14 protein-coding genes are annotated in these 18,336 nt (G+C 70.7%); 10 read left to right on the top strand and 4 right to left on the bottom strand.

All coding sequences use genetic code 11. The features are described from left to right. Positions 1-79 precede the first annotated feature (79 nt). The 7 genes from OG792_RS23380 (at position 80) to polA (ending at position 9,374) form a co-directional block, all read left to right on the top strand. Positions 80-1,276 (top strand): hypothetical protein, encoded by a 1,197-nt coding sequence (locus OG792_RS23380; RefSeq protein WP_329102266.1) that lies wholly within the window; start codon positions 80-82, stop codon positions 1,274-1,276. 211 nt (positions 1,277-1,487) lie between these two features. Beyond that, positions 1,488-2,654, top strand: coding sequence for a branched-chain amino acid ABC transporter substrate-binding protein (locus tag OG792_RS23375; RefSeq protein ID WP_329102264.1), 1,167 nt, complete (start codon positions 1,488-1,490; stop codon positions 2,652-2,654). Positions 2,655-2,770: 116 nt separating this feature from the next. Beyond that, complete coding sequence (locus OG792_RS23370) at positions 2,771-3,721, top strand: branched-chain amino acid ABC transporter permease (protein WP_329102262.1); 951 nt, start codon at positions 2,771-2,773, stop codon at positions 3,719-3,721. After that, on the top strand, positions 3,718-4,908 hold the full coding sequence (locus OG792_RS23365; RefSeq protein WP_329102260.1) for a branched-chain amino acid ABC transporter permease: 1,191 nt from the start codon (positions 3,718-3,720) through the stop codon (positions 4,906-4,908). Before OG792_RS23370 ends, OG792_RS23365 begins: the two co-directional genes overlap by 4 nt. Beyond that, complete coding sequence (locus OG792_RS23360) at positions 4,901-5,860, top strand: ABC transporter ATP-binding protein (RefSeq protein WP_329102257.1); 960 nt, start codon at positions 4,901-4,903, stop codon at positions 5,858-5,860. The genes OG792_RS23365 and OG792_RS23360 overlap by 8 nt, the downstream gene beginning before the upstream one ends. Next, positions 5,850-6,560: an ABC transporter ATP-binding protein gene (locus tag OG792_RS23355; protein ID WP_329102255.1), complete on the top strand. Its 711-nt coding sequence runs from the start codon at positions 5,850-5,852 to the stop codon at positions 6,558-6,560. Before OG792_RS23360 ends, OG792_RS23355 begins: the two co-directional genes overlap by 11 nt. A gap of 129 nt (positions 6,561-6,689) precedes the next feature. After that, positions 6,690-9,374, top strand: a complete 2,685-nt coding sequence (gene polA / locus OG792_RS23350) for a DNA polymerase I (RefSeq protein WP_329102253.1) — start codon at positions 6,690-6,692, stop codon at positions 9,372-9,374. A gap of 13 nt (positions 9,375-9,387) precedes the next feature. Here polA and OG792_RS23345 read toward each other — a convergent pair whose 3' ends face one another. The 3 genes from OG792_RS23345 to OG792_RS23335 are packed head-to-tail and all read right to left on the bottom strand — an operon-like array spanning position 9,388 to position 10,804. Continuing rightward, complete coding sequence (locus OG792_RS23345) at positions 9,388-9,726, bottom strand: DUF3140 domain-containing protein (protein WP_442932295.1); 339 nt, start codon at positions 9,724-9,726, stop codon at positions 9,388-9,390. Next, positions 9,713-9,931, bottom strand: a complete 219-nt coding sequence (locus OG792_RS23340; protein ID WP_329102251.1) for a DUF2945 domain-containing protein — start codon at positions 9,929-9,931, stop codon at positions 9,713-9,715. Before OG792_RS23340 ends, OG792_RS23345 begins: the two co-directional genes overlap by 14 nt. A gap of 54 nt (positions 9,932-9,985) precedes the next feature. Continuing rightward, positions 9,986-10,804 carry a class I SAM-dependent methyltransferase gene (locus OG792_RS23335; protein WP_329102249.1) on the bottom strand — a complete coding sequence of 273 codons (819 nt, stop codon included), beginning with the start codon at positions 10,802-10,804 and terminating at the stop codon, positions 9,986-9,988. 333 nt (positions 10,805-11,137) lie between these two features. Here OG792_RS23335 and rpsA point away from each other — a divergent pair, with 333 nt between their 5' ends. Continuing rightward, a complete protein-coding gene (rpsA, locus tag OG792_RS23330; RefSeq protein ID WP_329102247.1) occupies positions 11,138-12,634 on the top strand; it encodes a 30S ribosomal protein S1 in 1,497 nt (498 codons plus the stop codon). Between the two features lie 260 nt (positions 12,635-12,894). Next, a complete protein-coding gene (gene coaE, locus OG792_RS23325) occupies positions 12,895-14,076 on the top strand; it encodes a dephospho-CoA kinase (protein ID WP_329102245.1) in 1,182 nt (393 codons plus the stop codon). Positions 14,077-14,151: 75 nt separating this feature from the next. On the opposite strand, the gene OG792_RS23320 is transcribed toward coaE, so the two are convergent. Continuing rightward, complete coding sequence (locus OG792_RS23320; protein WP_329102243.1) at positions 14,152-15,861, bottom strand: hypothetical protein; 1,710 nt, start codon at positions 15,859-15,861, stop codon at positions 14,152-14,154. Positions 15,862-16,208: 347 nt separating this feature from the next. Here OG792_RS23320 and uvrB point away from each other — a divergent pair, with 347 nt between their 5' ends. After that, positions 16,209-18,317, top strand: a complete 2,109-nt coding sequence (gene uvrB / locus OG792_RS23315; RefSeq protein ID WP_329102240.1) for an excinuclease ABC subunit UvrB — start codon at positions 16,209-16,211, stop codon at positions 18,315-18,317. Positions 18,318-18,336: the final 19 nt, after the last annotated feature.

Here is an 18,336-nt window from a genome sequence, read left to right as displayed (position 1 = left end):
CCGACCGGGCCGGCTGACCCGCTCACCCCGACCGGAAGTGGGACCGGGTGTCGTCGGCGGACCGTTCTAGGATCGGGCCATGTCCATCCATCGGCGGCTGGTCGCGGGTCTCGTCGCGCTGACCCTGCTGCTGGCCGGGTGCGAGCGCCCGACCGCGAACGACCCCGGGGGCGCGTACGCGCTGACCCGGCCGGACTGGCATCCGGTGGTCCTGCCGATGCCGCCGGGCCCGGCCGGGCGGGTGCTGCTGCGGGACGCGGTGGCCTGCGCCGACCGCTGGTACCTCGTCGGCGCGATCGGTGGGGCCGACGGGGCGACCCGGCCGGCGGCCTGGACCAGCGCCGACGCGCGTACCTGGACCGCCGTGCGGCTCGCCCCCACCAGTTACTACGGCGAGCGGGCGATCCTCTACGCGGCCGGGTGCCGGGACGGCCGGATCGCCGTCATCGGTGCCAAGGCCGGCGGCGCGCACGGCAATCCGCGGGTGCGGACCTGGCGCCAGCTACCGGACGGGTCGCTGGTGGAGGTGTCGGCCGAGTTCGAACTCTATGGCGGACCCAGGGCGGTCAACGTCAGCCGGGTGGCGGGTGGGCCCCGGGGTTGGCTGATCGCCGGCGGCCGGGAGAGCGGCGCCGCGGTCTGGCGGTCGCCGGACGCGGCGGACTTCCGGATCGTCGAGGGCGCGCCCGGCCTGGCCGGCGACGCGGCGGTGCGGACATCGGCGACGGACGCGCTCGCGGTCGCCGACGGCTGGTTGGTGGGTGGCAGCGGCCGGGCCGGGGGCCGGCCGGATCATGATCCACTGGTGTGGACCTCGCCCGACGGCCTGACCTGGACCCGGATCGCCCTGCCGGCCACCGGCGAGGACGAGGCCGTGCACCGGCTGGCCCGGGTCGGCGACGCGGTGCTGGCGCTCGGGCTGCGTGGTGGGACGTTCGGCGGGTGGCGGCTCGACGGCACCGACGGCGGGGACGCGGCCGGCTGGCAGGCGGGCGGGCGGTTCGGGCTCGCGGGCGCCGGCGCGATCGCGGCGGTGGAGGCGGTCGCGACCTACGCCGGACGTGTACTCGCGGTATCGGTCGCGGCCGACGGTCACCGACTGTGGATTTCCGACTCGGCCGCCCGGCGGTGGTCGGCGGTGGCGCTTCCGGTCGACCTGCCGCCCGGCGGGGACACCGCGGCGGCGGTGGCCGCGATGGCTGGTCAGGTAGTGATGGCCACCGATGATGGTCGGGAGGCCCGTGCCTGGTGGTCGGCTTTTCCGGCTGCTCCATGATCGGGATCGACAAACCTCGCGGGTATGACATCCGAGCGCAAAAGTTGCCACGCTACGTAACGGTTGAGTCAACGCGAGCGATCAGACCTACCGGCGGGTCGGGCCAGTGGGATAACGTCCCCGGCCAGACCGGGTGAACGGTCTCGTTCGGCGCTGTCGTGGCTCACCAGCCCGTGGCACCGGACTCGTGGATGGAGGAGGGGTTTCAGCCTTGAGGCAAAACTTCGTACGCGTCCTCGGCGGTGTCGCCATGGCGGCGGTGCTCGTCGGCGGCGCTACCGCGTGCAAGCAGGACGAGGGTTCGAGCAACGGCTCCGGTAGCCAGGCGTGCGACCTCAAGATCGGCTTCTTCGGCGCGCTGTCCGGTGCGGACGCCGGGCTCGTGACGCCGATGAAGCAGGGCGCCGACCTGGCCGTCGAGCAATACAACAAGGAGAACGCGGACTGCCAGGTGACGGTGGCCCCGTTCGACTCGCAGGGTAAGGCCGACCTGGCCGGCGGTCTGGCCACCAGCGCCGCCGCCGACGAGAAGATTGTCGGACTGATCGGCCCGGCGTTCTCCGGCGAGAGCGAGGTCGGTCTGCCGATCTTCGAGCAGGCCGGGCTGGCGACCATCACGCCTTCCGCGACCCGTCCGAGCCTGAGCGACAAGGGCTGGAAGGTCTTCCACCGCGGCGTCGGCAACGACTTCTCGCAGGGTCCGGCGATCGCCAACTACATCAAGAGCGTCCTGAAGGCGGAGAAGGTCTTCGTCATCGACGACCAGTCCGCGTACGGTGCCGGCCTCGCCGACGAGGCGAAGAAGGTCCTCGGCCCGCTCGTGGTCAAGACCGACAAGGTCGTCGACAACGCGCAGGAGTTCGGTGCCCAGATCTCCAGCGTGAAGACCAGCGGCGCGACCGTGCTGATGTACGCGGGTTACACCGAGGAGGCGGCGCCGTTCCTGAAGCAGCTGCGGGCCAACGGTTGGACCGGCACCTTCATCGGCGGTGACGGCATCAACGACGCGAACATGCTGTCGGTGACCGGTCAGAAGGACGTCGAGGGCACCATCTCCACCTGCCCGTGTGGTCCGGCGACCGCGGCCAAGGGCACCTTCGTCACCGACTTCAAGGCGAAGTACTCGGTCGACCCGGGTGTCTACGCCGACGTGTCGTACGACCTCGCCAAGATCTACCTTGAGGCGATCAAGGCCGGCAAGACCACTCGCGCCGACATCCAGACCTTCCTGAGCAGCTACAACAAGGCGGGTTCGGCTTCCGGTGTGACGTACAAGTGGGAAGCGAACGGCGAGCTTGACCCGGCTCAGGTCAAGGTGTGGGCGTTCAAGGCCACCGCTGGCGCCTGGGCGCCGGATGTGGAGATCCCGAAGGGCTGACCCGATCGGGGGCGCCAGGCGCGAACCGGATCGGTGCGTAACGAACACAAATGGTGCTGGTGTGGCCGGCGATTCTTGCCGGCCACACCCGTATCACGCAACCCCTCGGAGCTTTGGTGGACTTTGCAGAACTCATCCGGGGTTTCCCGGAACTGACCACGACCGGGCTGGTCCAGGGCGCGATCTACGCGCTCATCGCGCTCGGCTACACCCTCGTGTACGGCGTCCTTCGCCTCATCAACTTCGCGCACTCCGAGGTCTTCATGATCGGCACCTTCGCCGCCGTGTGGACCTGGGGTTTCTTCGGGCTAACCAGTGACACTGATGCCCCCTCGGTACCGATGGCGCTGCTGCTGATCGTGGCAGCGATAGTCGTGGCCGCGGCGTTCTCGGGTGGAACCGCCCTCCTGATCGAGGTCACGGCCTACCGGCCGCTGCGCCGGCGCAACGCGCCCCCGCTGGCCTTCCTGATCACCGCCATCGGTGCGTCGTACTTCCTGATGGAACTGTTGGGTGCGTTCACGCAGCGGCGTCAGATCGGGTCCCCGCGACTGCTACCCACCGATCCGATCATCAGTATCGGCGGCTTCAGGATCACCCCGGTCCAGCTGCTGACCCTGAGCGTGGCCATCATCATGATGGTCGGCCTGGACTTTTTCGTGAACAAGACCCGGTTCGGGCGTGGCATCCGGGCGGTGGCGCAGGACGCCAACACCGCGGCCCTGATGGGTGTCAACAAGAGTCGGGTGATCGGCCTGGTCTTCGTGCTCGGTGGACTGATGGCCGGTGTGGCCGCGGTCTTCAGCGACATGAAGAGCGGCAACACCCGGTACAACATCGGCTTCCTGCTCGGGCTCAAGGCGTTCTCCGCCGCCGTGCTCGGCGGCATCGGCAACCTGCGTGGCGCAGCGATCGGTGGCATCCTGCTGGGGCTGGTGGAGAACTACGGCTCGGCGGTCTTCGGCTCGCAGTGGCGTGACCTGATCGCCTTCGTCGTGCTGATCACGCTGCTGATGTTCCGGCCGACCGGCCTGCTCGGCGAGTCGTTGGGAAGGGCGCGGGCATGACCGACTTTCGAACCCGGTGGCACGAGGCCACCAGCCGGGTCGGCCACGTGTTCGACACGCTGCCCAAGCCCGTACGCATCACCGGGCTGCTGCTCTTCGTGGCCTTCCTCTACGTCCTGCCGAACAAGTCGTTCTACGAGTACCTGAACATCCCCGGGCTCTGGATCCCGCTCTACACCACCAGCAACGACATGGCCGCGGTGCTGTTCTACTGCGCCTGGATCGTGCTGCTGTCGCTCGGCCTGAACGTGGTGGTCGGTTACGCCGGCCTGCTCGACCTCGGCTTCTTCGGCTTCTTCGCGGTCGGCGCGTACACGGTGGCGCTGCTCACCTCGCCGGAGAGCAAGCTGATCACCGAGTACAACTGGCTGGAGAGCCCGTGGCCGTGGTTGGTCACGGTGCCGATCGCGGTCGCGCTGGCCCTGCTCTCCGGGGTTCTGCTCGGTGCGCCGACCCTGCGGCTGCGCGGTGACTACCTGGCGATCGTGACCCTCGGCTTCGCCGAGATGATCCGGATCATCGCGAAGAACCAGGACTGGATCCTCAACGGCGACCGGGGTATCCCGCAGGTGGCGCACCCGCCGGGCAAGTGGTCGGACGGTACGCCGATCTTCGGCCTGGCGTTCAAGCCGTACTACTGGCTGCTGCTCACGGTCATCATCATCGCGATCTTCCTGATCCGGAACCTCTCCAACAGCCGGGTGGGGCGGGCCTGGGTGGCGATCCGGGAGGACGAGGACGCAGCCGAGATCATGGGCGTGCCGACGTTCCGGTTCAAGCTCTGGGCGTTTGCCATCGGCGCGGCGGTCGGCGGGCTCTCCGGCTCGCTGTGGGCGGGGCAGGCGAACTTCGTCAACTCCTCCACCTTCTCGCTGGAGAACTCGATCCTGGTGCTGGCCGCGGTGCTGCTCGGCGGTGCCGGCAGTATTCCGGGCGCGATCCTGGGCGGCTTCCTGGTGATCTACATCCCGGAGTGGCTACGGTCGGTCGGTGACGTGTTCGGCCTGCCGGAGACGCTCACCTTCGCCGGTAGGGCGTACGACGTCAGCCCCACCTCGCTGCGCTACGTGTTCTTCGGGGCGTTGCTGATCATCGTGATGGTTTTCCGGCCGCAGGGCCTGTGGCCGAACCGGCGGCGGGCCGCCGAGCTCAAGGACCGGCAGAAGGAGGTGGCGGTCGTTGAGTGAGCCGCAGATGGGCAGTGAGCGGGACGTGACCAGCGAGCGTGACCTCGCTCCGGACGCCCGGGTCGAGGTGGGTTCTCCGCCCGAGTCCGGTGCCGGAGCGCAGGCCGCGTCCGGTCCGGCCGCTCAGATTCCCGCACCGCGTGGGGAGTCGCCGGGTTCCGACGTGCCGCCGGTCGGCCGCGAGCCACTGCTTGAGGTGGACAACGTGACCCTCCGCTTCGGCGGTGTGGTGGCGCTGAACAAGGTGAACTTCACCCTCTACAAGGGGGAGATCCTCGGCCTGATCGGACCGAACGGTGCCGGGAAGACCACCTGCTTCAACGCGATGACCGGTGTCTACACCCCGACCGAGGGCGAGATCCGGTTCCAGGGCCGTAGGCTGAGCGGGCAGAAGCGCTTCAAGATCACCAAGCTGGGCGTGGCCCGTACGTTCCAGAACATCCGTCTCTTCCCGGAGATGACGGTGCTGGAGAACGTGCAGGTGGGTGCGGACGCACACCACAAGACCAGCGTGCCCAGCGCGCTGCTGCGACTGCCCCGGCACTGGCGCGAGGAGAAGCAGGGTCGGGAGAAGGCGCGTGAGCTGCTCGACTTCGTCGGGGTGAACAGCCACACCGAGAACCTGGCCCGCAACCTCTCGTACGGCGACCAGCGGCGGTTGGAGATCGCCCGCGCGTTGGCCACCGACCCGAGCCTGCTCTGCCTGGACGAGCCGGCCGCCGGCTTCAACCCGGCGGAGAAGGAGGCGTTGCTCCAGCTGATCCGCAAGATCCGGGACCGGGGTGTCACGGTGCTGCTGATCGAGCACGACATGCGGCTGGTCATGGGTGTGACCGACCGGATCGTGGTGCTGGAGTTCGGCCAGAAGATCGCCGAGGGTACGCCGGCCGAGGTCCGCGACGACCCGAAGGTGATCGCGGCTTACCTGGGGGTGTCGGAAGATGCTGCTTGAGATCGATAACCTGACCCTGCTCTACGGTCGGATCCAGGCGCTGCACGGGATCAGCCTGACCGTTGCCGAGGGCGAGATCGTGGCCCTGATCGGGGCCAACGGCGCCGGCAAGACCACCACGATGCGGGCCATCTCCGGCCTGCACCCGGTCGCCGGCGGCTCGATCCGGTTCAACGGCACCGACGTCACCAAGCTCCGGGCCGACCTGCGGGTGATCCGCGGGATCGGGCAGTCGCCCGAGGGCCGGGGCGTCTTCCCCGGCATGACGGTGCACGAGAACCTGGAGATGGGCGCCTACACCCGACGGGACAAGGCGGCCATCGCCGAGGACCTGGAAATGGTGTACGGGCTCTTCCCCCGGCTGCTGGAGCGCCGCAAGCAACCCGGCGGCACCCTGTCCGGCGGCGAGCAGCAGATGCTGGCGGTCGGTCGGGCGATGATGACCCGGCCCCGCCTGTTGCTGCTGGACGAGCCGTCGATGGGTCTGGCGCCGAAGCTGATCCAGCAGATCTTCGAGATCATCACGCGGATCAACCAGCAGGGCACCACGGTCCTGCTGGTGGAGCAGAACGCGCAGCAGGCGTTGTCCCGGGCGCACCGGGGCTACGTGCTGGAGACCGGCCGGATCGTCAAGGAGGGCTCCGGACGGGACCTCCTGCACGACCCGGCGGTCAAGGAGGCGTACCTGGGCGTGGCGTGACCCGCCCGCACGACCTCGGCCCGACGCGTCAGCGTCGGGCCGAGGTCGTGTCCGCCGTCCCGTTCGTCCGGTTCGGTCGCCGCGTGGGCTGTGACCGACCTGTCGGTGGGCCCGACTAGAGTCGGTGAGGTGACCGACGCACCCCGCCTCCTGTTGTTGGACGGCCATTCGCTGGCCTACCGGGCCTTCTTCGCGCTGCCGGTGGAGAACTTCTCCACCACCACTGGACAGCCGACGAACGCGGTGTACGGCTTCACCTCGATGCTGATCAACGTGCTCCGCGACGAGCGGCCGACCCACCTGATCGTCGCGTTCGACATCTCCCGCCGGTCGTTCCGCACCGAGCGCTACGCCGAGTACAAGGCGGGCCGGGCCGAGACGCCGACCGACTTCCACGGCCAGGTGAGCCTGGTCAAGGAGGTGCTCGCCGCGCTGCGGGTGCCGGTGGTCGAGAAGGCGGACTACGAGGCCGACGACGTCATCGCCACCCTCGCCCGGCAGGGCCGGGAGAGCGGCATGGACGTGCTGATCTGCACCGGCGACCGGGACGCCTTCCAGCTTATCGGCGACCAGGTCACCGTGCTCTACCCCCGCAAGGGCGTCTCCGACCTGGCCCGGATGGATCCGGCGGCGGTCACCGAGCGTTACGGCGTCGGCCCGGAGCAGTACCGCGACCTGGCCGCCCTGGTCGGCGAGAGCAGCGACAACCTGCCCGGCATCCCGGGGGTGGGCCCGAAGACCGCGGCCAAGTGGATCAACCAGTTCGGCGGGGTGGAGGGCGTGATCGCCCGGGCCGACGAGATCAAGGGCAAGGCCGGCGAGAGCCTGCGCGAACGGCTCGCCGACGTGATCCGCAACTACGAGCTCAACCGGCTCGTCGACGACCTGGAGCTGTCGCTGGGCACGGCCGACGCCCGCTGGGCCGGCTGGGACCGCGAGGCGGTCCACCAGGTCTTCGACACGCTCCAGTTCCGGGTCCTGCGCGACCGGCTCTACCAGTACCTGGAGGCGGTGCAGCCGGAGGCCGAGGCCGGGTTCGAGCTGGCCACCGAGGTGCTCGGCACCGGTGCGGTGGCGGCCTGGCTGGCCGAGCACGCCCCCGTCGGCACGCCGACCGGGATGGCGGTGGCCGGCACCTTCGGTCGCGGCACCGGCTCGCTGACCGGGATCGCGGTGGCCACGGCGAGCGGTGCCGGCGGCTGGTTCGACCCGGTCACGCTGGATCCGGCCGACGAGGCGGCGGTGGCCGGCTGGCTGGCCGACGAGGCGCGGCCGAAGGTCCTGCACGACAGCAAGCCGGCGTCGCTGGCGTTCGCCGCGCACGGCTGGCAGCTGCGCGGGGTCACCCGCGACACCGCGCTCGCGGCCTACCTGGCCCGGCCGGACCAGCGCTCGTACGACCTGGGTGACCTGGCCCTGCGCTATCTGCACCGGGAGCTGCGGGTCGACCAGCCGGAGTCCGGCCAGCTCACCTTCGAGGGGCTCGGCAACGACGGCGAGGTCGAGCAGAACCTGATGCTGCGGGCCGCCGCGACCCTCGACCTCGCCGACGCGGTCGACGCCGAACTCGCCCGCGACGGCACACTGTCCACCGGGTTGCTGGCCGACGTGGAACTGCCGCTGGTGCGGGTGCTCGGCGAGATGGAACAGGTCGGCATCGCCGCCGACACCGACTACCTCTCCGAGTTGGAGGCGCACTTCGCGGGCGAGGTGAAGGCGGCGGCTCAGGCGGCGTACGAGGTGGTCGGGCGGGAGTTCAACCTCGGCTCGCCCAAGCAGCTCCAGGAGATCCTCTTCACCGAGCTGGGGCTGCCCAAGACCAAGAAGATCAAGACCGGCTACACCACCGACGCGGACGCGTTGCAGTGGCTCTACGCGCAGAACCCGCACCCGGTGCTGGGTCACCTGCTGCGCCACCGGGACGTGGCCCGGCTCAAGTCGACCGTCGACGGGCTACTCAAGTCGATCTCCGACGACGGCCGGATCCACACCACCTACAACCAGACGGTGGCGGCCACCGGTCGGCTCTCCTCGACCGACCCCAACCTCCAGAACATCCCGATCCGGACCGAGGAGGGGCGGCGGATCCGGCGCGCCTTCGTGGTCGGCACCGGCTACGACACCCTGCTCACCGCCGACTACAGCCAGATCGAGATGCGGATCATGGCGCACCTCTCCGGCGACGAGGCGCTGATCGAGGCGTTCAACTCGGGCGAGGACTTCCACGCCGCCACCGCGTCGTTCGTCTTCCACGTGCCGGTCGCGGAGGTCACCGCCGACCAGCGCCGCAAGATCAAGGCAATGAACTACGGCCTGGCGTACGGGCTGAGCGCGTTCGGCCTGGCCCAGCAGCTCAACATCGCCGCGGACGAGGCGCGCGGGCTGATGGAGGAGTACTTCACCCGGTTCGGGGGGGTGCGCGACTACCTCCAGGAGGTGGTGCGTCGGGCCGTGCGCGACGGTTACACCGAGACCATGCTCGGCCGGCGGCGCTACCTGCCGGACCTGGTCAGCGACAACCGGCAGCGGCGGGAGATGGCCGAGCGGATGGCGCTCAACGCCCCGATCCAGGGCTCGGCCGCCGACATGATCAAGGTTGCCATGCTGCACGTCGACACCGCGCTGCGCGGCTCCGGCCTGCGCTCCCGGATGCTGCTACAGGTGCACGACGAGTTGGTCTTCGAGGTCGCCCCCGGCGAGCGGGAGCAGCTTGAGGCGCTGGTCCGGCGCGAGATGGGCAACGCGCACCCGCTCTCCGTACCGCTGGAGGTCTCGGTTGGTGCGGGCCGGGACTGGAACAGCGCCGACCACTGAGTCGGCGTGCGGGTCACCTGAGCGGGTCGTGGCCCCAGTTCATCAGGGAGAAGCGCCACCGGGTGCGGCTGACGTCGCCCCGGGGGCGCTGCGCCATGTGCCGGTGCACGTAACCGACGACCTTGCGCATGTGCGCGTAGTCCCGGTCGGTCAGTTCCGCCCGCTTGCGGCGCAACAGTCCGATGATCCGCCGCCCGGACTCGTGGCCGACCGACTCGCCGCCGCCGCGGGAGTGCTGACCGACCGCCTTGGAGTCGTCGGTGTCCAGCCACGTCTCCAGCTCGCCGGGCTTCATGTTGACCGCGTCGGTGAAGTCCCGGTAGACGTCGGCCCGGTCCTCACCGCGGGGCACGGCGCAACGCTCCCGGCTTGTGCACCGCCTCGCCGCCGGAGTCCGATCGGACCCGGTACTGCGGATCCTCCTTGCTGGCGTCGACCGTACGTCTGGCCGCGGTCGTCCGTTTCGTGATCTCCTCCTGGACCGTGCCGTACGCGGTCCCGCCGTGGCTGCGCCAGCTCACCCGGTCGCCCTTGTGCAGCTTCTCGTCCTTGTCCATGACCCGGTCTACCCTGCCCACCGGGCCGAAAACCGGGGCGGTGCGGGCGGCGGTTCAGGCCGGGACGGGCGGTTTGTCGCTGACGAAGATCGCCGTACCGGGGAAGAGTCGGCCGCGCAGCGGGCTCCACTGCCCCCACAGTTGCTCGTGCCCCTCCGGCCACTCCGGCTCCACCAGGTCACGCAGCCGGAACCCGGCGCCGACCAGCTCCCGGATCCGGTCGCCGAGGGTCCGGTGCTGCTCGACGTAGCTGGGCACCCCGGTGCCGTCCTGCTCCACGTACGGGCGCCGGTCGAAGTAGGAGTGCACCGCCTTGAGGCCGCCCTCGCCCGGGTCGTCGAGGAAGATCCAGCGCATCGGGTGGGTGACCGAGAAGACCCACCGGCCGCCGGGGCGCAGCACCCGGAACACCTCCCGCATCACCGCCGCCGAGTCGGCGACGAACGGCACCGCGCCGAACGCCGTACAGACGATGTCGAAGGCGTTGTCGGCGAACGGCAGCGCGAGGGCGTCGGCCTGGACCAGCGGCACCCGTACGCCGGAGGTTCCGGCCGCGCGCGCGGCGTGCCGCAACATGCCGGCGGACAGGTCCAGGGCGACCGGCCGGGCCTGTTGGGTGGCGAGCCAGCGGGCGGCCGAGGCGGCGCCGCAGCCGAGCTCCAGCACCCGGCGGCCGGGCAGCTCGCCGAGCAGCCGGGCGTCGGCCTCGCGCAGCCGCTCGGGGCACCAGACGAAGTCGACGTCGCCGAGGAACTCGCCGTGCTCGGCCTGGTAGTCGTCGGCGTCCCGGTCCCACCACTGCCGGCTCGCCCGGCGGGTCTCGCTGTCGCTGACCGTGCGCCGGGTCACACCCTCGGCCTCGTCGTCGCTCATCCCGGCCACGCTAGAGGCCGGGTACGCGCACGTCGCGGGCGGCCTCGCCGACGCGCCGGACGACCCCGGAAACGGGCGAGTTCCCGCGTCGTGGACGGCGTGTCGCATCAGGTGGCAGGAGGGCTTGCATGCTGTGGTAATGCGCACGGTAAGCTGTTCGATGCGCTCGCGGATCGTGTGCCTCGGCAGGGAGCAGGTCCGCGGTCGACGGGCATATCCCACGGTCTCACGCATGATCGTTAGGTGTGTACGGCGACGGATCCGCTGGCGCAAACAGGTCACTGCGACACAAACGCCTGCTGTGACACCCATCCGACCGGAGCAACCGCCCACATGACGAGCAGCATCGAGGCCCCCTCGAGCGCCAACCGGGTCACCCACGACGATCTCGGCTCCGAGGAAGCTTTCCTCGCCGCGATCGACGAGACCATCAAGTACTTCAACGACGGCGATATTGTCGAAGGCACCGTCGTCAAGGTCGATCGGGACGAGGTCCTGCTCGACATCGGCTACAAGACCGAGGGTGTCATCCCCTCGCGCGAGTTGTCGATCAAGCACGATGTCGACCCCGCCGATGTGGTTTCCGTTGGTGACCACATCGAAGCCCTGGTTCTCCAGAAGGAGGACAAAGAGGGCCGGCTGATCCTCTCGAAGAAGCGGGCGCAGTACGAGCGCGCCTGGGGCACCATCGAGAAGATCAAGGACGAGGACGGCGTCGTTCGCGGTTCCGTCATCGAGGTGGTCAAGGGTGGCCTCATCCTCGACATCGGCCTGCGGGGCTTCCTGCCCGCGTCGCTGGTGGAGATGCGTCGGGTGCGGGACCTGCAACCGTACGTGGGCCGGGAACTCGAAGCCAAGATCATCGAGCTGGACAAGAACCGCAACAACGTGGTCCTGTCCCGCCGGGCCTGGCTGGAGCAGACCCAGTCCGAGGTGCGCACCGAGTTCCTCAACAAGTTGCAGAAGGGGCAGGTCCGCAAGGGCGTCGTCTCCTCGATCGTCAACTTCGGTGCGTTCGTCGACCTCGGCGGCGTCGACGGTCTGGTGCACGTCTCCGAGCTGTCCTGGAAGCACATCGACCACCCCTCCGAGGTGGTCGAGGTCGGCCAGGAGGTGGAGGTCGAGGTCCTGGACGTCGATCTCGACCGCGAGCGCGTCTCGCTGTCGCTGAAGGCGACCCAGGAGGACCCGTGGCGGCAGTTCGCCCGGACCCACGCGATCCAGCAGATCGTGCCGGGCAAGGTCACCAAGCTGGTCCCGTTCGGTGCGTTCGTCCGGGTGGACGACGGCATCGAGGGCCTGGTCCACATCTCCGAGCTGGCCGAGCGCCACGTGGAGATCCCGGAGCAGGTCGTCCAGGTCGGCTCGGACGTCATGGTCAAGGTCATCGACATCGACCTTGAGCGGCGGCGGATCTCGCTCTCGCTCAAGCAGGCCAACGAGGGCTTCGTCGAGGGCGAGGAGCACTTCGACCCGACCCTCTACGGCATGGCCGCGACGTACGACAACGAGGGCAACTACATCTACCCCGAGGGCTTCGACCCGGAGACCGGGGAGTGGCTCGAAGGTTTCGACAAGCAGCGCGAAACCTGGGAGACGCAGTACGCCGAGGCTCGTACCCGCTGGGAGGCCCACACCAAGCAGGTGCAGACCTCCCGCGCCGCCGACGCCGAGGCCGCTGCCAACCCGACCCCGGTCAGCACCGGTGGCGGCGGGGCGACCTCGTCGTCCACCCCGGCGCCGGCCCGTCAGGCCGAGGAGCCGGCTGGCACCCTGGCCACCGACGAGGCGCTCGCCGCACTGCGGGAGAAGCTCGCCGGCGGTAAGTGAGCCGCCCCACGGGTGACCCAACCCGCGGGTAGAACCACACGACGGCCCCGTCCTTCCCCACGGAAGGGCGGGGCCGCCGTCCACCCACCCCCACCCACCCCCACCCACCCACCCCCACCCCTCACGTCGTTGATCATGAAGTTAGCAACGGGTCAGCGCGCTCGAACCGTTGTTAACTTCATGATCAACGAGGTGGGGCGGGGGGGGGAACCGGGTGGGGTGGGTTGCCGGGGGTTGGGGCGGCGGGGTTGACTGGGCCGGTGCTGATGGTGGGGCTTACCGGTGGAATCGGATCGGGCAAGAGCGTCGTGGCGACCCGACTGAGCCGGCTCGGCGCGGTGCTCATCGACGCCGACCGGATCGCCCGCGAGGTGGTCGCACCCGGAACCGAGGGCCTGGCCGAGATCGTGGCGACCTTCGGCGACCGGGTGCTCGCCGCCGACGGCAGCCTGGACCGGCCCGCCCTCGGCGCGCTCGTGTTCGACGACGAGCCGGCGCGACGACAACTGGAACGGATCACCCATCCGCGGGTCCGGGCCCGTACCGCTCAACTCGCCGCCGGGGCGCCCGCCGACGCGATAGTGGTCAACGACGTACCGCTGCTGGTCGAGGCGGGGCTCGCGCCGACGTACCACCTGGTGGTCGTGGTGACCGCGGACCGGGCCACCCGGGTGGACCGGCTGGTCCGCGACCGGGGGATGAGCGTCGAGCAGGCCGAGCAGCGGATCAGAGCCCAGACCGGGGACCCGCAGCGGCGGGCCGCCGCCGACGTCGTGCTCGGCAACGACGGCGACCTGGCGGACCTGCACGGCCGGGTGGAGACGCTCTGGCGGGACCGGCTGCTGCCGTACGAGCACAACCTGCGCGACGGCGTCGCGGTCCGGGGCGGGACGGTGAAGCTCACCGAGGCCGACCCGGACTGGCCGGTGCAGTACGCCCGCCTCGCCGCCCGGATCCGGCACGCGGTTCGTCCCGCCGACCTCCGGATCGACCACGTCGGCTCCACCTCGGTGCCCGGACTGGCGGCCAAGAACGTGATCGACATCCAGCTCACCGTCGAGTCCATCGACCAGGCCGACAAGCTCGCCGGCCCGCTCGGTGACGCCGGCTTCCCGCGTTGCGCCGGCGACTGGTGGGACCAGCCCCGGTACCCGACCGGCGACGCCCGCTGGGAGAAGCGGCTGCATGGCAGCGCCGACCCGGCCCGACCGGTCAACCTGCACCTGCGGGTGGGCGGCACGCCGGGGTGGCGCTACGCCCTGCTGATGCGCGATCACCTGCGCGCGGACGAGCGGCAACGCGCCGGTTACCTGGCGCTCAAGCGCGGGCTGGCGGCCGGCGGCCCGGACACGGCCAGCTACGCGGCGGCGAAGGAGCCCTGGTTCGACGGCGAGCACGTCGAGGCCGAGCGGTGGGCGGCCACCACCGACTGGCGTCCCTGAGCAGCGGATTGGCGGCGGTCGGTGTGGTCACCGGGTCCGGTGGCCACACCGACCAGCGGCGGCGCCCCGGTCGGGTCAGCGCAGCGGCACGGCGGGCAGGGCCGGCACCGGGCCGGGGGTGAGGTCGAGCTGGGCGAACGCGCCGGTACGCGTACGCAGCTCCAGCCGGCGCAGCAGCCCCGTGGCGTCCACCCAGTAGCGCAGCCGGGCCTCTCCCCGGCCGACTCCCGCCTCGGCCTCCTTCGGGATCTCGAACACCGTCACCGGCCGCCCGTCGAGCCGGTCCTGCCGCAGCCGGCTCGCCGAGTCGCGCAGTCGTTGCACCGGTCCCAGCCCGGCGCCGCCGATTGCCAGTGCCTCGTTCAGCAACAGGTCCAGGTCCGGGGCCCCGTGCGCGTCGGTGCGCTGCTGCCAGCTCAGCTGCTCCCAGTGCCGGTCGCGGGGCGGGGGCAGCGGCGGCGGTACGGCACCGGCCGCGCCGGGTGGCCGGTCGGACGCCGGGCCGGTCGATCCCTTCGTGGAGGGCGACGACGGGACGTCGCGTACCGCCACGCCGGTCCGGTTGGCCCGGATCAGGGTCCGCTCGCCCGGCCGGTCGAGTTCGTGTACGGCGAGGTAGGCGACGCCGTCGGACCAGTCGACCCAGCCCGCCGCCCGGAGGTTGACCGCCGGCAGTTCGGGCACGGGCGCGGTGGTGGGCACCGCGAGGGTGATCTCCGCGCCGCCGAGCGCCCGGTTCGCCGTCCGTACTCGCGCGAGCAGGTCGGCCTCGGCGCGGGTGGCCGCCCGTGGCTGTGCCGGTGCGCCGCCGAGCGCGGCGACGGCGGTCAGCTCGGGCCGCTCGGCCCGGTCGAGGTCGACCTGGACCGGCACGTCACCGGCGAGCAGCGCCTCGAACCGGTGCAGCCGTCCGTCGCGGTCCAGCCAGTACCGTACGGCGCCGCCGGCCGGTCCACCGGCGAGCGGTGCCGGGGTCGCCCCGCCGGTGGCCGGGTCGGGGTTCGGGGTGAGCGCGGGCACGGCGGGGCCGAGCAGCACGTCGACGGTGGTCCCGTCGACCCGGTCCCGGCCCAGCCACCGGGCGGTGTCCCGGGTCAGCAGCGGCCCGGTCGGGTCCGGCCGGTCGGCGGCGACGGTAAAGAGCAGGGTGAGGAACGAGTCGACCGCGGCCGGCACCGGTCCGCCGGTGACCATCCGACGGGCCCGCCAGCCGTCGCCGGGTGGTGTCGCGGGCGGTGGCGGTGCCGGTGCCGGCGGTACCAGCGCCGGCAGCGGGCCCGGTCCGCCGCCGGTCCGGTCCGGCCCGGCCGCCGGGTCCGGGCGGCTGAGCACCAGTCCGGGTACGGCCTGGAGCAGTCCCCGCTGAGTGCCGGCGCCCGGCCCGGTGACGCTCAGGTAGGCGAGCCCTCGGGGCCAGTCGACCGTGCCGGTCAGTTCGATCTGGGTGCCCGGGCTGCCGAGCGTGGCGTGGACGCCGACCCGTCCGGCGCGATGGTTGGTGATCCGCATCGCCGCCAGCCGGTCCGCCTCGGCGGCGGTGAGGGCTCGGGCCGGGTCGCTCGGGCCGGGGGCGGCGCAGGAGACCAGCCCGGCGGCGAGGCCGGCGCCGGAGCCGACGGCGAGGCAGCCGAGTACGCCCAGGGTCAGCAGCCGGGCGCGTCCGGTGGCGCCGCGACCGGGGTTGCCGCCCAGCGGGGCGGCCCGGTCGGGTTGCCGGCGGTCGGCGGTGGGTGGTTGCCCGGTGGCGGATCGTCGGCGCTCGGCGGGGGGCAACGAGGTGCTCACGCGTGGTTGAACGGCGAATCCGGGGCAAAGTGACGTGCGGCCGTCGGGCGTGTCGGGACGCGAGGGGCGCTCGCGGCGGCCGGTCTGCGCGTTGGCGCGACCGCGTCGGGTGCGCACGCCGACGAGGGCCGGGGCTGCAACCACTGCGCCGGGTGCGATCGGCCGTTGTGGAGGCCCGGTCGCGAACCCGGTCGGCCGCCGCGAGCGGCCTACTCCAGAACGGTATCGCGGTGATCTCGACCACACAATGCGTATATCGAAGCCGATCGTGTACCGACGGTTGCCCGCCGGGGCTGTCGTACCCGTGTCCACCAGGGCTGTCATACCTGCGGCGTACGGTTGTCGGCATGGCGCTCGACATCCCACGACTCGACGGCCGGTTTGAGGTCATCAGCGAATTCCGACCCTCCGGCGACCAGCCGGCGGCGATCAACGATCTTGAGCAACGGGTCCGCCGGGGCGATCGTCATTCGGTGCTGCTCGGCGCCACCGGCACCGGCAAGAGCGCGACCACCGCCTGGCTGGTCGAGCGGTTGCAGCGGCCCACCCTGGTGATCGCGCCGAACAAGACGCTCTGCGCGCAGCTCGCCAAGGAGTTCAGCGAGCTGATGCCGAACATCGCGGTCGAATACTTCGTCTCGTACTACGACTACTACCAGCCCGAGGCGTACATCCCGCAGACCGACACCTACATCGAGAAGGACTCCTCGATCAACGAGGAGGTGGAGCGGCTGCGGCACTCGGCGACCATGTCCCTGCTCACCCGCCGTGACGTGATCGTGGTGGCGACGGTGTCGGCGATCTACGGGCTGGGCACCCCGGACGAATACCTCGACCGGGCCGTACGGATCAAGGTCGGGCAGGAGTTCGAGCGGGACAAGCTGCTCCGCCGGCTGGTCGACATCCAGTACAGCCGCAACGACATGGCCTTCAACCGGGGCACCTTCCGGGTCCGGGGCGACACCCTGGAGATCATCCCGGCGTACGAGGAACTGGCCCTGCGGGTCGAGTTCTTCGGCGACGAGGTGGAGAAGCTCTACTACCTGCACCCGCTCACCGGTGAGGTGGTCCGCGAGGTAGACCACCTGCTGATCTTCCCCGCCACGCACTACGCGGCCGGCCCGGAGCGGATGGAGCGGGCGATCGGCGGCATCGAGGCGGAGCTGACCGAGCGGTTGGCCGACCTCGAACGGCAGGGCAAGCTGCTGGAGGCACAGCGGCTGCGGATGCGGACCAGCTACGACATCGAGATGATGCGCCAGGTCGGCTTCTGCTCGGGCATCGAGAACTACTCCATGCACATCGACGGCCGGGAGCCGGGCAGCCCACCGCACTGCCTGCTCGACTACTTCCCGGACGACTTCCTCACCGTGGTCGACGAGTCGCACGTGACCATCCCGCAGATCGGCGGCATGTTCGAGGGCGACGCGTCCCGCAAGCGGATGCTGATCGACCACGGGTTCCGGCTGCCCAGCGCCGCCGACAACCGCCCGCTGCGGTTCGACGAGTTCCTCGAACGGGTCGGCCAGATGGTCTTCCTCTCCGCCACCCCCGGCAACTGGGAGATGGAGCAGGCCCAGGGCGAGTTCGTCGAGCAGGTCATCCGCCCGACCGGGCTGGTCGACCCCGAGGTGATCGTGAAGCCCACCAAGGGGCAGATCGACGACCTGATGCACGAGATCAAGCTGCGTACCGACCGGGACGAGCGGGTGCTGGTCACCACGCTGACCAAGAAGATGGCCGAGGACCTCTCCGACTATCTACTGGAGCACGGCATCCGGGTCCGCTACCTGCACTCCGAGGTCGACACGCTGCGCCGGGTCGAGCTGCTGCGCGAGCTGCGCAAGGGTGACTACGACGTACTGGTCGGCATCAACCTGCTCCGCGAGGGGCTGGACCTGCCCGAGGTGTCCCTGGTCGCGATCCTGGACGCGGACAAGGAGGGCTTCCTGCGCAGCGGCCGGTCGCTCATCCAGACCATCGGCCGGGCCGCCCGGAACGTCTCCGGCCAGGTGCACATGTACGCCGACAAGATGACCCCGTCGATGGCCAGCGCGATCGACGAGACCAACCGGCGGCGGGCCAAGCAGGTGGCGCACAACGAGGCCAACGGGATCACCCCCGAACCGCTCCGGAAGAAGATCCACGACATCCTGGACGACATCTACCGCGAGGCCGAGGACACCGAGAGCACCCGGGTCGGCGGTGCGGTGCGGCAGCTCTCCCGGGGCAAGGCGCCGGTGCCGGAGACCCGCAGCAAGAGCGGTGGCAAGGCCGCCGGTCCGGTCCGCGCCGGGATGGCCCGCGCCGAGATGGCCCAGCTCATCCAGGAGCTCAACGACCAGATGCTGGCCGCCGCCCGGGAGTTGCAGTTCGAGCTGGCCGCCCGGATCCGGGACGAGGTGCAGGAGATGAAGAAGGAACTGCGCGGGATGGACGCCACCGGGGTGCAGTAGGGCACGGGCGGGGGGATCG

It is taken from the genome of Micromonospora sp. NBC_01699 (genome assembly GCF_036250065.1).
Lineage (GTDB): Bacteria > Actinomycetota > Actinomycetes > Mycobacteriales > Micromonosporaceae > Micromonospora_G.
This window is presented reverse-complemented; position numbering and strand designations above follow the sequence as displayed.

What these genes read in the sequence shown, in the direction of transcription:
- OG792_RS23340 (WP_329102251.1), bottom strand. Translation starts at nt 9,931, where the DNA reads ATGGACAAGGACGAGAAGCTGCACAAGGGCGACCGGGTGAGCTGGCGC.
- uvrB (WP_329102240.1), top strand. Translation starts at nt 16,209, where the DNA reads ATGGCGCTCGACATCCCACGACTCGACGGCCGGTTTGAGGTCATCAGC.
- OG792_RS23380 (WP_329102266.1), top strand. Translation starts at nt 80, where the DNA reads ATGTCCATCCATCGGCGGCTGGTCGCGGGTCTCGTCGCGCTGACCCTG.
- OG792_RS23365 (WP_329102260.1), top strand. Translation starts at nt 3,718, where the DNA reads ATGACCGACTTTCGAACCCGGTGGCACGAGGCCACCAGCCGGGTCGGC.
- OG792_RS23355 (WP_329102255.1), top strand. Translation starts at nt 5,850, where the DNA reads ATGCTGCTTGAGATCGATAACCTGACCCTGCTCTACGGTCGGATCCAG.
- OG792_RS23335 (WP_329102249.1), bottom strand. Translation starts at nt 10,804, where the DNA reads ATGAGCGACGACGAGGCCGAGGGTGTGACCCGGCGCACGGTCAGCGAC.
- rpsA (WP_329102247.1), top strand. Translation starts at nt 11,138, where the DNA reads ATGACGAGCAGCATCGAGGCCCCCTCGAGCGCCAACCGGGTCACCCAC.